Raw genomic sequence first — 14,072 nt, 5'->3', positions numbered from 1 at the left:
AGTTTCGATTGCCCCGGCGGTGCCATGAAAGTCAGTCTTTCCAGCAAGTTCTTCCTGGCCATGCTCGCGGTGTGCGCCTTCGCCGTACTGGGCATGGTGTTCGCCGCCTACCTGAGCCTGAAGTACGGTTTCCTCGGCTACCTCAACCAGCAGGCCGAGGAACGCATGGAGCGTATCGTCCCGCGCATCGAGCAGGCCTACGCGCAGAACGGCAGCTGGGACTTCATCCGCCGCGACCAGGACCAGTGGTTCGAACTGCTGCGCCCGGACGACATCAAGGACGACAAGACCTTCGACCCCAGCCTGCTGACCGTCTCCGACCTCACCGGTGCCTTTGTCCGCTTCGCCCTGCTGGACGAGCAGCGCAAACCGATCATCGGCTACCGCGCCGCCGCCGGCGACATGCTGCTGCGGTCGATCAACTTTGAAGGGCGCGTGGTCGGCTGGATGGCCCTGGCACCGCTGCAATCGGTGACCAGCGTCGGTGACCGACGCTTCCAGCTCAACCAGCTGCGCTCCAGCCTGCTGGTGGGCCTGGCCTGCCTGCTGGGCACCGCAGTGATCGCCTGGTGGCTGAGCCGCACGCTGTTGCGGCCGATCCGCGAGGTGGCGCGCGCCACCCATGAGCTGGCGGCCGGCGACTATGCGATCCAGGTGCCGGTGCGCTCGCAGGACGAAGCCGGGCAACTGGCCGGCGACTTCAACCGCATGGCCACGACCCTGGCCAGCAACGAGCGCATGCGTCGTGACTTCATGGCCGACATCTCCCACGAACTGCGCACGCCGCTGGCGGTGATGCGCGCCGAGCTGGAGGCAATGGAGGACGGCATTCGCCCGCTGGACGCCACCGCGTTGCGCTCGCTGCAGGGCGAAGTGGGCGCGCTGACCAAGCTGGTGGACGACCTGTTCGACCTGTCCCTGGCCGAAGTCGGCGGGCCGACCTACCGCCGCGAGCGCATCGACCTGCGCGTGCTGCTGCCGGTGGTGGCCGAGGCCTTCCAGGCGAGCTTCGCCGAGCGCGGACTGACCCTGCGCGTGGAGCTGCCGGAACTGCCGTTGTGGGTGCTGGGCGACGAATCGCGCCTTGGTCAGCTGCTGCACAACCTGCTGGAAAACAGCCGCCGCTACACTGACAGCGGCGGCCAGACGGTGCTGCGCGCGGTGCACGACGGCGAGCGGGTGCTGGTGCAGTGCGAGGACAGCGCGCCGGGTGTGGACGCGGCTTCGCTGGAGCGCCTGTTCGAGCGCTTCTACCGTGCCGAACGGTCGCGCAACCGCGCCAGCGGTGGCACCGGGCTCGGGCTGGCGATCTGCCGGGGCATCGCCGAGGTGCATGGCGGCAAGCTGAGCGCAAAGGCCTCGGCGCTGGGCGGATTGCTGCTGACACTGGAACTGCCGGTCGCCGGAGGTGAAGCGTGAGCCAGGGACAGACCCTGCTGGTGGAAGACGAACCCAAGCTGGCCGCGCTGGTGGGCGACTACCTGCGTGCCGCGGGCTTCGAGGTGGAGCACATCGCCGACGGCCTGGAAGTGGTCCCGGCGATTCGCCAGAAACACTACGACCTGATGCTGCTCGACCTGATGCTGCCGGGCCGCGACGGCCTCGACATCTGCCGCGAGCTGCGTGGCTTCAGCCGCCTGCCGATCATCATGATGACCGCCCGTGTCGACGAGATCGACCGTCTGCTCGGCCTGGAGCTGGGCGCCGACGACTACATCTGCAAACCCTTCTCGCCGCGCGAGCTGGTAGCGCGCGTCAAGGCCGTGCTGCGGCGTACCGGCACCCAGGCGTCGAGCTTCGGGCTGGAGCTGGATGCGCGCACCTTCCACGCGCGCTACCAGGGCATCGCGCTGGACCTCACGCCGGTGGAGTTTCGCATGCTTGCCGCGCTGGCGGCGCGGCCGGGGCAGGTGCTGTCGCGCGACCAGCTGATGAACCACATCTACCAGGACCACCGGGTGGTCGCCGACCGCACCGTGGACAGCCACGTGAAGAACCTGCGGCGCAAGCTGACCGCCATCACCCCGGCGGTCGATCCGATCCGCTCGGTGTACGGTGTCGGCTACAGCCTGGAGTGCGAGTAGACCGGCGGGCGGATCGCGACTTGTTTTCCGGCCATCCGGGTCAATGCTCCATCGGGTCGCCAGCGGCCAATCGCCTGGCGGCAGGCAGGCCGATGGGCGAGCTTCCCCGCGCTTGATATGCATCAACCGGCCTTCGCCCCGGCCGAGCACACTGGTCGGGTCGGCCGGTTGCCGCGATCCAGCGGTCCGCGCCGTCTCCGGCCATGTGCACCCATGGCGCATTCCGAGCAAGGAGAAAGAGCGATGGCAATGATGAAAGCGGCGATCTTCGTGGAACCCGGGCGAATCGAACTGGCGGACAAGCCCATCCCGGAAATCGGCCCCAACGACGCGCTGATCCGCATCACCACGACCACCATCTGCGGCACCGACGTGCACATCCTCAAGGGTGAATACCCGGTGGCGAAGGGGCTGACCGTCGGCCACGAACCGGTCGGCATCATCGAGAAGCTCGGCAGCGCCGTGAAGGGCTACCGCGAAGGCCAGCGGGTCATCGCCGGGGCGATCTGCCCGAACTTCAACTCCTATGCCGCACAGGACGGCGTGCCCTCGCAGGACGGCAGCTACCTGATCGAGAGCGGCCGCTGCGCCTGCCACGGCTACAAGGCCACCGCCGGCTGGCGCTTCGGCAACCTGATCGATGGTACCCAGGCCGAGTACGTGCTGGTGCCGGATGCCGAAGGCAACCTCGCGCCGATCCCGGACAGCCTCACCGACGAACAGGTACTGATGTGCCCCGACATCATGTCGACCGGCTTCAAGGGGGCCGAGAACGCCAACATCCGCATCGGTGACACCGTGGTCATCTTCGCCCAGGGGCCGATCGGCCTGTGCGCGACGGCTGGCGCACGCCTGCTGGGGGCCTCGACCATCATCGCGGTGGATGGCAACGCACACCGGCTGGATATCTCCCGCAACATGGGCGCCGACGTCACCCTGGACTTCACGCAGTGCGACGTGGTGGAAGAGGTGATGAAGCTCACCGGCGGTCGCGGCGCGGATTCATCCATCGAGTGCCTGGGCCTGCCGAGTACCTTCGAACAGGCGATGAAAGTGCTCAAGCCGGGCGGGACCCTGTCGAGCCTAGGCGTTTATTCCAAGGACGTGCAGATTCCGCTGTCCGCCTTCGCCGCCGGCCTGGGCGACCACCGCATCAACACCGCGCTGTGTCCCGGCGGCAAGGAGCGCATGCGCCGGCTGATGAGCATCATCGAGTCGAACCGCGCCGACTTCGGTTCGCTGGTGACGCACCACTACGCGCTCGACAACATCGTCGAGGCCTACGACCTGTTCGCCCACCAGCGCGACGGCGTGCTGAAGATCGCCATCAAGCCCTGAAGGGGACACGGGGATGAACTTCTGCACGCAGAGGTCATCCCCTCGGCGTTCAGCCCGAATTGCGCAGGGCAGGGCAAATCCAGTATTGTTGAGAACGATTATCATGTTTAACAAAACTGGACGTTCATGGACAGCGAGCGGGCATTCGAAAGGGATGTTGAGCGGCTTTACATTGCCCACCATGGCTGGCTGAAAGGCTGGCTGCGTCGCCGCCTGGGCGAGCAAGCCGATGCCGAGGACCTGGCCCAGGACACCTTCGTGCGCGTGATGCGTTCGCGCAGCGCCATCGCCGACCTGCGCCAGCCGCTGGCCTACCTCGCCACCATCGCCAACAGCCTGCTGATCAACCGCTGGCGCCGCCAGGCGGTCGAGCGTGCCTATCTGGAAGCGCTGGCTGCGCGGCCTGAGGCGGTAGCCCCTTCGGAGGAAGAGCGCCTGCTGCTGATCGAAGCGCTGGTGGAAATCGACGAACTCCTGCACGGCCTCGCGCCGCAAGTGCGGGAAATCTTCCTGATGTCGCAACTGGACGGCCTGACCTACCCGCAGATCGCCCTGCGCCTGGAGCTGAGCGTCAACCAGGTGCAGAAGGCGATGAGCAAGGCCTTCACCGCCTGCTACGCGTGCCGGTTCGAATGAGCGCCATGTCCCGCGACGGCGATTCCCGGCCGATTTCCGATGTCATCCGCGACCAGGCGATTGCCTGGTTCACCCTGGCCCAGTCGGGCTGCATGAGCGAGGCCGAGCAGCGCCAGTTGCTGCTCTGGCGTGAGGCCGACAGCGAGCACGAGCGTGTCTGGCAGCGCCTGAGCAGCATCCCGCTGGGCCTGCAGCGCCACGCCGGGCGGCTGGCCGACCCGCTGCTGCGGCAACTGGCCGGGCGCCGGCACTACGACGAAATGGACCGGCGCAAGGCGCTCAAGGTGCTGGTCGGCTTCGGCCTGCTCGGTGGCCTGGCCTGGCAGGGGCGCGATACGCCCTGGGTGCAGGGCGCCATGGCGGATTACCACACCGCAACCGGCGAACGTACGCAGCGCACGCTGCCCGATGGTACGCAGCTGTGGCTCAACACGGCCACGGCGGTCGATCTGCATTACACCGACCGCGTTCGTGAGCTGCGCCTGCGTTACGGCGAGATCGAGATTCTCACCGCCCGCGACAGCGCCGGGCGGCCGTTGCGGGTCGTCAGCTGCGACGCCGTGCTGCAACCGCTGGGCACGCGCTTTCGCGTCCGTCGCGAGAACGACGGGCGCGGCACTCTGCTGGCGGTGACCCAGGGCCGTGTCGCCGCCAGTTCCCTGGCCGGCGGCGAGGCGAGGGTGATCGAGGCTGGCTCGCAAGCCCGCATTGGCGCGGCCGGCGTCAGCGCTCCGCAGGCGCTGGACGTGAACGACGGCGCCTGGGTCGACGGCTACCTGGTGGCCGAGCGCATGCGCCTGGCGGACTTTCTCGCCGAGCTGGATCGCTATCGCCCCGGCCTGCTGCGCTGCGACCCCGCCGTTGCGGGCATTCGCCTGAGCGGCTCCTACCCGCTGGGCGACACCGACCAGGTGCTGGCGATGCTGCAGGACAGCCTGCCGGTGCGCATCCAGCGCCGCACGCGTTACTGGGTGACGGTGGGCCCGCGTTAAAGCGGCGAAGACCGCCAGATCGCGCCAATGAAAATAATTCTCGAAAAGTCGGCAGGTTTTTGTTTCTCGCTTGGCCTAGGGAGAAATCCCTGCTCGCACCTGCGGGCCAACAACGAGAAACGGACCCTCTGCCCATGACGCTTCACCCCATCACCCGCGCCCTGCGCCAGTCGCTTGGTCTGGCCCTGCTGTCCTGCTCCACGCTCACCCTGCTGCCGGCCATGCCGGTGCAGGCCGAATCCACCGCTACCCGCACCCAGCAGTACGCCATCCCCGCCGGCCCGCTGGACCAGGTGCTCGGCGAGTTCGGCCGCCGCGCCGGCATCCCGATCTCCGTGAATGCGGGCCTGACCGAAGGCAAGCGCAGTGGCGGGTTGAACGGAGAGTACGGCGTCGAGGACGGCTTCGCCCGCATCCTGTCGGGGACGAAGCTGACGGTGCGGCGCCTGGACAACGGTGGCTACGGCCTGGTGCCGGCGCCGTCGGACGCGGTGCTGGAAATGGATGCCACCACCGTCTCCAGCCAACTGCTGGACCCGACCACCGAGGGCACCAACTCCTACAGCGCCCGCGCGGTGAGCATCGGCAAGGGCGCGCACAGCCTGCGCGAGACGCCGCAGTCGGTCACCGTCCTGACCCGCCGCTACATGGATGACCAGAACATCACCACCATCGATCAGGCGATGGAGAAGACGCCGGGAATCGCCGTGTACGAGTCGCCCATGGGCGGCAAGTATTTCTATTCTCGTGGCTTCATGATGCAGGGGCAGTACCAGTACGACGGCGTGCCGCTGGATGTCGGTGGCGAGTACGTGCAGGCCAACAGCTTTTCCGGGGACATGGCCTTCTACGATCGCGTTGAAGTACTCAAGGGCGCGGCGGGCATGATGAAGGGTTCGGGAAGCTCCACCGGCGGGGTGAACTTCGTCCGCAAGCGTGGCCAGGGTGTGCCGCAAACCAGGCTGTCGCTCTCGGCCGGCTCGTGGGACAACTATCGTGGCCAGGTGGATGTCGGTGGGCCGCTCAACGAGTCCGGTACGCTGCGCGGTCGCACCGTGGTGGCGTTGCAGGATCGCCAGTATTTCTACGATGTCGGCAAGCGCAATGACCAGATTCTCTATGGCGCGCTGGATTACGACGTCAGCCCCGACACGACGCTGGGCCTGGGCGTCGCCTACGAAAAGCTCGACGCGACGCCCTGCTGGCACGGCCTGCCGCGCTACAGCAATGGCAAGGACCTGAAGCTCAGTCGCTCGACCTGCCTGGGCGCATCCTGGAACAACTGGGAGAGCGAGCGCACCACGCTGTTCGCCGATCTGTCCCAGCAGCTGAATGAGGACTGGGCCTTCAAGTTCGCTGGCGTCTGGACGCACAACGACCAGAACATGAAATACGCGCTGTCCGAGACCTCAGGCGGCGTTGCGCCGGGCGCGACCTCGGCGCCTTCCTCGGTGTATTCCGGGCTGTTCGACTACGACCAGACCGACTATGGCTTCGATGCCTACCTGGATGGCAAATTCGATGCCTTCGGCCTGCAGCACGAACTGACAGTCGGCGCCAACGCCAGCCGCGCCAAGACCCATGACCGCTGGGCATTGATCAACATGTCGAGCCTCTTGGGCGCTACCCAGGACCCGTTCCACCCCAACCCGCACATTCCCGAGCCGGCGGATGATTTCTATGCCCCCAACTCCTACCGTGGCGGCCCGATTCCCACCGAGTCGGACACGAGGCAGTTCGGCACCTACGCCACCCTGCGCCTGAAGCTCGCCGAGCCGCTGACCTTCGTCCTTGGCTCGCGTGTCAGCTGGTATCGCAACAGCCGCGATTCCTACACCCAGGCCTGGGACTACTGGCAGCACGACCGCAGCCAGGAAAACGGCCAGGTCACGCCGTTTGCGGCGCTGATCTACGACCTCAACGACCAGTGGTCCGTCTACACCAGCTACGCGGATATCTTCCAGCCGCAGAGCACCTACACCGACGAGTCCGGCAGCCCGCTGCAACCCAAGACCGGGGCCAGCTACGAACTTGGCATCAAGGGGGAGTTGCTGGACGGCCGCGTCAACACGGCACTCAACCTCTTCCGCACGGTCGAGGAGCATCGCGCGGAAGCCAACTACGACACCACCTGCCTCGGCTCCTCCGACGGCTACTGCTACACCGACGTAGGCAAGGTCCGGGCCCAGGGCTTCGAGGCGGAAGTCAGTGGCGAGGTCATCGACCGGCTGCAACTGCTGGCCGGCTACACCTATACCCAGACCAAGTACCTCAACAGCGCTGAGGAGAACCCGCAGGAACCGACCTTCACCACCACCTATTTCCCGCGCCACCTGTTCCGCGCCTGGGCTGACTACCAACTGGCCGGAGAACTGGATCGCTGGAACGTGGGCGCGGGTGTGACGGCCCAGAGCGACGTCTCCGTGCGCAGTGGGAACGTCACGTCGGTGCAGTCGGACTACGCCATCTGGAATGGCCGCCTGGGCTATCGCATCGACGACCACTGGACCGTCGCGCTCAACGGCAACAACCTGTTCGACAAGAAGTACTACCAGAGCGTGGGGGCCGTTTCCTGGGGCAACTTCTACGGCGAGCCGCGCAACTTCATGGTCACGCTGCAGGGGGCTTTCTGACGCGGGGGCTGAACCCGGGTCATGCGCTGTGTTGACCTCAACCTAGGTTGAGGTCCTAGAGTCCGTCCGGGCCTGCCTGCCGCCGCTGTTTCGGGCGGCGGGCCGGCGCATTCGGCACATGACCGCACAAGGACCCGGTATGGACACCCACACTTCACTGATGATTTTCCAGGCCACCTGCTTCCTGGGTTTCAGTCTCTGGCTGAGCATCGCACTGATCAACAACCTGCACGCCTTCTCCAGCTCGGTCGCAGCGGTCGGCGCGACCATGGCGATGGCGCCGCTGCGCCAGCCTCCCGCCATCGACTTCCCCTTGCTCGCGCGCGCACTGGCCTCGCCGGCGCTGCATCGCCTGGCGCTGATCGTCGTCGTCCTGCTGCAGGCGGTTGCGGTGCTGGCTGCCTGGGCTGGCTGCTACGAGCTGCTGCTGGGCGACGGCGTCGACGCCGCCAGGCCCTGGCTGAACCTCGGCCTCAGCGCGGCGCTGGCCTTCCTCTTCGCCATGCTGCTGGGCGGGCTCTGGTTCGGCTACTGGATCCGCCAGGAGGGGCTGCAGCTGACGCACCTGGTGCTGGTCGTCTGGGTGCTGCTGAACTTTCTCGTCCTCAACCTTCGCTGGAACTAGCCGGGACGGCTGCTACGCGAAAGCCCCCTCGACGCGATTGCGCCCGGCAGTCTTGCCACGGTAGAGCGCGCGGTCAGCCTGCTGCAGGTACTCGTCGAGCGCCTGCGTGCCGGTGAAGGCTTCCGAGACGCCGATGGTGGCGGTGCAGCGGATCGGCTGGTCCGGCGTCGCGCCCGGTACTTCGCTTTTTTCGATGGCCGCGCGGGCGCGTTCGGCCAGTTGCAGGGCGCCTGTCCTGTCCATGTCCAGGCCGACGAGGACGAACTCCTCGCCGCCCAGCCGGCACGTCAGGTCGCCTTTGCGAGCGGTGGCCTTGAGCACCTGGGCCACATGAGACAGCACGAGATCGCCGACCTTGTGGCCGTGGTTGTCGTTGATCTGCTTGAAGTGATCGATGTCCACGATCAGCAGGTAGGCAGGCCCGGCGTTGCGGGAGCGGAAGTGCGCTTCCAGCCCCTCGACCAGCCCGCGGCGGTTCAGTAATTGCGTCAGCGGGTCATGGGCGGCCATGGTGCGCAGCTCATCCGTCAGGCGCCGCAGCACCAGCCAGACGGCGCAGGGCGGCAGCACGGTGCCGAGGAATGACATGTAGAGGTAGAAGACTTTCTGGAAGCCGCTGTTCATGTCCAGCGCCGCCAGCCCGCCCTGGAGGATCATCGCGAACTTCGCGGCGTTCAGCGCACAGATGCCGCCAATCAGTACGGCGAACACGATCATCTCGACGCGCAGGTCCCGGGCGACGTTCTGCCGGGCATAGAGCACTGCCACGGCCATGCCCAGGAACAGCAGGGCGCACGAGCCCGCCAGCAGCGCATGGCGCGCTTCACTTCCGAGGGCGGATTGCACCGTGAGCTGCAATGCCGTGTAGAGGGCAGCCAGTGTGAGCAATGGCCGCCACACGGCGGTCGGTCGATCGAAGAAGCGCAGGGCGCCAAGGACGTAGGCGACAGGGGCGCAGAGGGTCATCGTGTGGTTGACGACACTCATCGCCCCCCAGTGCGCCGGGCCGCCGAGCAACTGCAGGATGTAGGCGAGCCCCAGCAGGAAATTGCCCAGGGCGAAGACTTCCATGCCCATTTTCTTGCCGTTCAGCCGGGTGCTGATCAGCAGGAACATGACGCTGAAACAAAGCAGGTGCACGCAGAGCATGCTGAGGATGACAGTGGTGACCATGGGTTCGCGTCAGTGAAGGCGTAGCAAAGGGAGCCGGGCAGCGGAGCTGTGGCGGGCGCGGACCCGGCACTCCAGGCCGCCTCTGACGTACTCGGCGGAGTCGTTGGGGCCAGGGCACCTAACCATATGTGTAGCGGGAAGGCAATCCGCCAGCACGGTATGCCAATGGAGGTGGTTCTCACGAGTCTGTCGACAGTCCGCACCGGGGGCTACAGTTCACTGTCGAGGGCGATACCGGGGGATGGGCCAGGAACCGGGACGTTCCGAGCAGTCAGAGCCACTGACCCTGGAGAAAGGGCATGCCCAAGAAAATCATCATTTCCTTTGACGGGACCTGGAATACCCCGGACGCGAAGTCCGAGATCAAGGGCAGTAAAAGTACCAACGTCTGGAAGCTGCATGCTTCCATCCTTCCCGCGGACAGCAACGGCACCCAGCAGGCCAAGTGGTACGACAAGGGCGTCGGCACCGCGTGGTACGACCGCCTGGCCGGCGGGGCATTCGGCGTGGGGCTTTCAGAGAATATCCTCGACGGCTACCGGCAACTGGTCAGTACCTACGAGGCCGGCGATCAGGTCTATGTGTTCGGCTTCAGCCGGGGCGCCTACACGGCCCGCAGCCTGGTGGGGCTGATCCGCAACGCCGGGCTGCTCAAGCCCGAGCACATCAACCTGACGAACGAGGCCTACGGGCTCTACCGCACCCGCGACGAGGGCGCCGACTCCGAGCGCGCCAGGCTGTTCAGGGGCAGCTTCTCGCGGGAGATCACCATCCACATGCTCGGCATCTGGGACACCGTGGGCGCGCTGGGCGTGCCGCTGGAGTCGTTCGACTGGTTCAACAAGGCCTACTACGAATTCCATGACACCGAGCTCAGCTCGATCGTGCACAACGCCTTCCACGCATTGGCCATCGACGAGTGGCGCAAGAATTACCAGTGCACGCTGTGGGACCCCAAGAGCAAGCCCAACCAGCGGGTGGAGCAGGTGTGGTTCTCCGGCGCCCATGCCAACGTCGGCGGCGGCTATGCGGACAACAGCCTGTCGGATATCGCGCTGGTGTGGATGATCAACAAGGCCATCGAGTGCGGGCTGGCGGTGGACACCGGCAAGACCCCGAGCCTGCCCACCACGACCCTCCCCATCACCAACTCCTACAAGGAGTTTCTCGGCGGCGCCTACAGCCAGTTCACCCAGCCGCATTACCGGGATATCGGCAACACCTCGTTCGGCCAGGAGGCGATCGACCCGAGCGTGGAGGAACGCCTCAAGCACGACGCCCAGTACAAGCCGAAGAACACCGTGGGTGGACATCTCACCGGCAATTTCACGCCGGTGGGCAAGATTCGCTGAGGGAGAGGGCGTACCGGGAAGGTCGCCTCAGCGCTTTACGCAGGCGAACAATGCGTTGCCCGAGGTGCCCTCCCAGGGCGTGATGCGCTCGTAGTCGTGCTCGAAGACCTGCACCTCGAAGAGCGGCTCCAGCAGGCGCTGCAGCTCGGCGAAAGTCAGGGCGACCATGGCGTGTTCGTCCTGCCAGGCCTGGGTCTCGCCGGCGCTGGTCTTCTCGATGCTCAGGCGCAGCGCCTGGCGCTCGCCCGCACCGCCGTAGTGCCAGCCCGAGCCGAAGGTGAACTGGCTACCCTCGTGCTCGACCGAGTGGCGAACGAAGGAGCTGTTGTCGATCAGCGCCTTGTCCACGCTGTTGAAGCAGAACACGCCGCCGTCCCCGAGCGCCTCGTGCACGCTCGCCAGGCATGCCTGCAGCTCTGCCACGCCGGGGTTGTAGTGGATCGAGTAGAGGAAGCAGGTGATCAGGTCCAGCGGCTCGTCGACGCGGAAGCTCGCCATGTCGTGACAGCTGAAGCTTGCCTCGGGGCAGCGCTGCTGGGCGATGTCCAGCATCGGCTGGTTGAGGTCCAGGCCGGCGCTCGCGTAGCCGAAGTCGAGGAAGTGGCGCACGTGCGGCCCGGTCCCGCAGGCGAGGTCCAGGTGCCGGCGCCCCTGGTTGCCGAACAACTGGTGCAGGCGGCGCACGCAGTGGCTCTGCGCCTGGTAGTCGATGTCGGCGCACATCAGGTCGTAGTAGGAGGACAGGTCGGTGTACAGCGCGTTGGAGGACATAGGCAGCCAGACAGGGAGTTTGCCGGAGGTTTCGGCGCGGCATGGTACATCAGCCGTGGGTCTTCTCCGCTGAAATCGGACTGACGCGAAAGCCCCGTCCCGCACGAGCGGGGCGGGGCTGTCCGGCGCTGGCTGTCAGTAATCCCAGAAGCCGGCGATCCAGCGGAAGGCTTCACCGTCGATGGCCACGCGCCCCACCGAGGGGAAGGGCAGGTGGGTGGCTACGAACAGCTCGCCGCTGGCCGCCGCTTCGCGCAGCAGGCGCACCCGCACGTGGACCGACTCTTCCGGGTCGTGTTCGAAGCCGTTGTGCCATTCCGGATGGTCGAAGGCCACCGGGAACAGTGCATCACCGGCAAAGGTCAGGCGCTCGCCGGCAGAGTCGACGTAGACGATGCAGTGGCCGGGGGTGTGGCCGCCGGTGAGCTTCGCCACCACGCCCGGCGCTACCTGGAGCTCGTCCTCGAAGATGTGCAGGCGGCTCTCGTAGTGGGCCATGAACTCGTTGGCGGTGCGCCGCAGGACGTCCGGCACCGGCTGCGGCATCTCGGTCAGGCTGAAGTCGGGGATCTTCCAGAAGTCGACTTCGGTGGCCGTGACGTGGATACGCACCTCGGGGCTCAGGCCGTTCTTCACGGTGTCGGTGAGCAGCCCGCCGATGTGGTCCATGTGCATGTGGGTGATCACGATATCGGTAATCGACGACAGCTCGATGCCGGCATCCTTCAGGCGCTTGGGGAACTGCCCGGCGCGGGGGAAACCGGGGAACTGGTTGCCGAGGCCGGCGTCGACCAGGATGGTCTGCTCACCGCTGCGCACCACCAGCACGTTCAGTGCCCAGTCGAACATGTCCGGGCCCAGATACATTTCCTTGAACCACGCCGCGCGCTCTTCCGGCGTGGCGTTGGTCGACATGGTTTCGGTCGGCAGCGGCAGCACGCCATCGCTGACCACCAGCACGTCGATCTCGCCCACGCGCAAGGCGTAGCGCGAAGGCACCAGTTCCTGGGCCGGGGTGGTGGCATCGGGCTGGGCGAAGGTATTCAGGTGCATGGTCATGGTGGTTCTCCTGTTGCTTGTTAGGTCGAGTCCATCAGGCGAGTGGCACTCCCTCGGAGCGAGGGAGTGCGGGCAGAGCAGCGATCAGGCCACCGGGATCAGCGGGTCGGCGGCGGCCAGGGCGGCGCGGCGGTCGGCGGCCGGAGGGTAGATCCAGACGGTGTTGATCTGCGTCTTGAGTTCCTTGGCCTCGGCCTTCACCAGCTTCAGCTGGCGGTCCCAGCCTTCGGTGTACACGGCGCCCCAGGCGCCCAGGTCGAGGCAGGTGACGTACTTGGGCTGGCGGTACTGGGTCGGGGCGACGCCCAGCAGGTCGGCGGCGGCGTTGTTGCCGGCGTGGCGTCCGAGGCTGATGGCGTGCTGGCAGGACATCGCGGCGAAGTTGCCGACGTCGTCGGTGGCGGCGTAGGCGACGTCGCCGGCGGCGAAGACGTTCTGCAGTCCGCGCACCTTGAGGTTGCCGTCCACGTGCAGGCGGCCCTGACCATCACGTTGGGCAGTCAGCTGTTCGGTCAGCGGGCTGGCGCGGAAACCCACCGTCCAGATCACCGTGTGGCTCTCGATGTGGCGGCCGTCGGCGAGGGTGACGCCGTTGGCGTCCACGGCGGCGACCGTGGCGCCGGTGATCCATTCGATGCCCAGGCTGTCGGAGGCCTCGATGATCGATGGGCGGATGCCTTCGCCCATCACCGCGCCGATGCGCTCGCCGCGATCGACGATGACCACGCGGACGTCCTGGTCCTCACCCAGTACCGCACGCAGGCGGGCCGGCATTTCGGTACCGGTCTCGATACCGGTGAAGCCGCCGCCGGCGATCACCACGGTGTTGCGTGCGCGGCTGGCCGGCTGGTTGCGCAGCGACATCAGGTGGCTTTCCAGGTGCGCCGCCGATTCGATCTGATCGACGTCGAAGGCATGTTCCTTCAGGCCCGGCACCGGCGGGCGGGACAGCTGGCTGCCGCTGGCCAGTACCAGGCGGTCGTAGCTCAGCTCGCCAGTGCGGCCGGTTTCGTCGCGGTAGCCGACCTTGCGGGACTGCTCGTCGATGCTCTCGGCGGTGCCCTTGACGAAGCGCACTCCCACGGCGTCGAACAGCTCGGTCAGCGGAGCGAACATGCTGTGCACATCGGGCTCGTAGAAGCGCGGGCGGATGCGCAGTTCGGCCTGCGGCGCGAGCAGGGTGATCTCCACATCGTTGCGCTCGTGCATGTCCAGCAGTCGGGCGGCGCTCAGTGCGCTCCACAGTCCACCGAAGCCCGCGCCAATAACCAGAAGTTGCTGTTTCATCATGTGCTCCTGACTCGAATGGATGAATTGCCTTGAAGTCACTGCTTCAAGTTCGGCGTGACGCTGACGGGTAGTTGCAAACTTCGGTTTGCGTTGTTCCGTCTGCAGTCGTCCGCTGTGAA

12 protein-coding genes are annotated in these 14,072 nt (G+C 66.4%); 8 read left to right on the top strand and 4 right to left on the bottom strand.

All coding sequences use genetic code 11. The features are described from left to right. The first annotated feature begins 24 nt into the window (after positions 1-24). From IB261_RS18080 to IB261_RS18050, 7 genes are all read left to right on the top strand, one after another. On the top strand, positions 25-1,419 hold the full coding sequence (locus tag IB261_RS18080) for an ATP-binding protein (protein WP_192382758.1): 1,395 nt from the start codon (positions 25-27) through the stop codon (positions 1,417-1,419). Beyond that, positions 1,416-2,084: a response regulator gene (locus IB261_RS18075; protein ID WP_192382757.1), complete on the top strand. Its 669-nt coding sequence runs from the start codon at positions 1,416-1,418 to the stop codon at positions 2,082-2,084. Before IB261_RS18080 ends, IB261_RS18075 begins: the two co-directional genes overlap by 4 nt. Positions 2,085-2,327: 243 nt before the next feature. Next, positions 2,328-3,422, top strand: a complete 1,095-nt coding sequence (locus IB261_RS18070; protein ID WP_081518434.1) for an NAD(P)-dependent alcohol dehydrogenase — start codon at positions 2,328-2,330, stop codon at positions 3,420-3,422. A gap of 126 nt (positions 3,423-3,548) precedes the next feature. Continuing rightward, complete coding sequence (locus IB261_RS18065) at positions 3,549-4,058, top strand: sigma-70 family RNA polymerase sigma factor (RefSeq protein WP_081518433.1); 510 nt, start codon at positions 3,549-3,551, stop codon at positions 4,056-4,058. After that, positions 4,055-5,050, top strand: a complete 996-nt coding sequence (locus IB261_RS18060) for a FecR domain-containing protein (protein WP_192382756.1) — start codon at positions 4,055-4,057, stop codon at positions 5,048-5,050. Before IB261_RS18065 ends, IB261_RS18060 begins: the two co-directional genes overlap by 4 nt. A 134-nt stretch (positions 5,051-5,184) precedes the next feature. Beyond that, positions 5,185-7,683, top strand: a complete 2,499-nt coding sequence (locus IB261_RS18055; RefSeq protein ID WP_192382755.1) for a TonB-dependent siderophore receptor — start codon at positions 5,185-5,187, stop codon at positions 7,681-7,683. Between the two features lie 139 nt (positions 7,684-7,822). Next, positions 7,823-8,308 (top strand): DUF2165 family protein, encoded by a 486-nt coding sequence (locus IB261_RS18050; protein ID WP_081518430.1) that lies wholly within the window; start codon positions 7,823-7,825, stop codon positions 8,306-8,308. Between the two features lie 12 nt (positions 8,309-8,320). Here the strand turns inward: IB261_RS18050 and IB261_RS18045 are convergent, their stop codons facing one another. Continuing rightward, complete coding sequence (locus tag IB261_RS18045; protein ID WP_151187523.1) at positions 8,321-9,481, bottom strand: GGDEF domain-containing protein; 1,161 nt, start codon at positions 9,479-9,481, stop codon at positions 8,321-8,323. Between the two features lie 299 nt (positions 9,482-9,780). Between IB261_RS18045 and IB261_RS18040 the strand changes: the two genes are divergently transcribed. Beyond that, a complete protein-coding gene (locus IB261_RS18040; RefSeq protein WP_151187522.1) occupies positions 9,781-10,833 on the top strand; it encodes a T6SS phospholipase effector Tle1-like catalytic domain-containing protein in 1,053 nt (350 codons plus the stop codon). Between the two features lie 27 nt (positions 10,834-10,860). On the opposite strand, the gene IB261_RS18035 is transcribed toward IB261_RS18040, so the two are convergent. From IB261_RS18035 to IB261_RS18025, 3 genes are all read right to left on the bottom strand, one after another. Beyond that, positions 10,861-11,604, bottom strand: a complete 744-nt coding sequence (locus IB261_RS18035; protein WP_192382754.1) for a class I SAM-dependent DNA methyltransferase — start codon at positions 11,602-11,604, stop codon at positions 10,861-10,863. A gap of 135 nt (positions 11,605-11,739) precedes the next feature. Beyond that, positions 11,740-12,663: an MBL fold metallo-hydrolase gene (locus IB261_RS18030; RefSeq protein WP_151187520.1), complete on the bottom strand. Its 924-nt coding sequence runs from the start codon at positions 12,661-12,663 to the stop codon at positions 11,740-11,742. A gap of 84 nt (positions 12,664-12,747) precedes the next feature. Further along, positions 12,748-13,950 carry an NAD(P)/FAD-dependent oxidoreductase gene (locus IB261_RS18025; RefSeq protein ID WP_192382753.1) on the bottom strand — a complete coding sequence of 401 codons (1,203 nt, stop codon included), beginning with the start codon at positions 13,948-13,950 and terminating at the stop codon, positions 12,748-12,750. Between the last annotated feature and the right edge of the window lie 122 nt (positions 13,951-14,072).

Source organism: Pseudomonas sp. PDM20, from assembly GCF_014852575.3.
Classification (GTDB): Bacteria; Pseudomonadota; Gammaproteobacteria; order Pseudomonadales; family Pseudomonadaceae; genus Pseudomonas.
The sequence above is the reverse complement of the archived record's forward strand: the minus strand, read 5'-3'. Positions and strand labels throughout refer to the sequence as shown.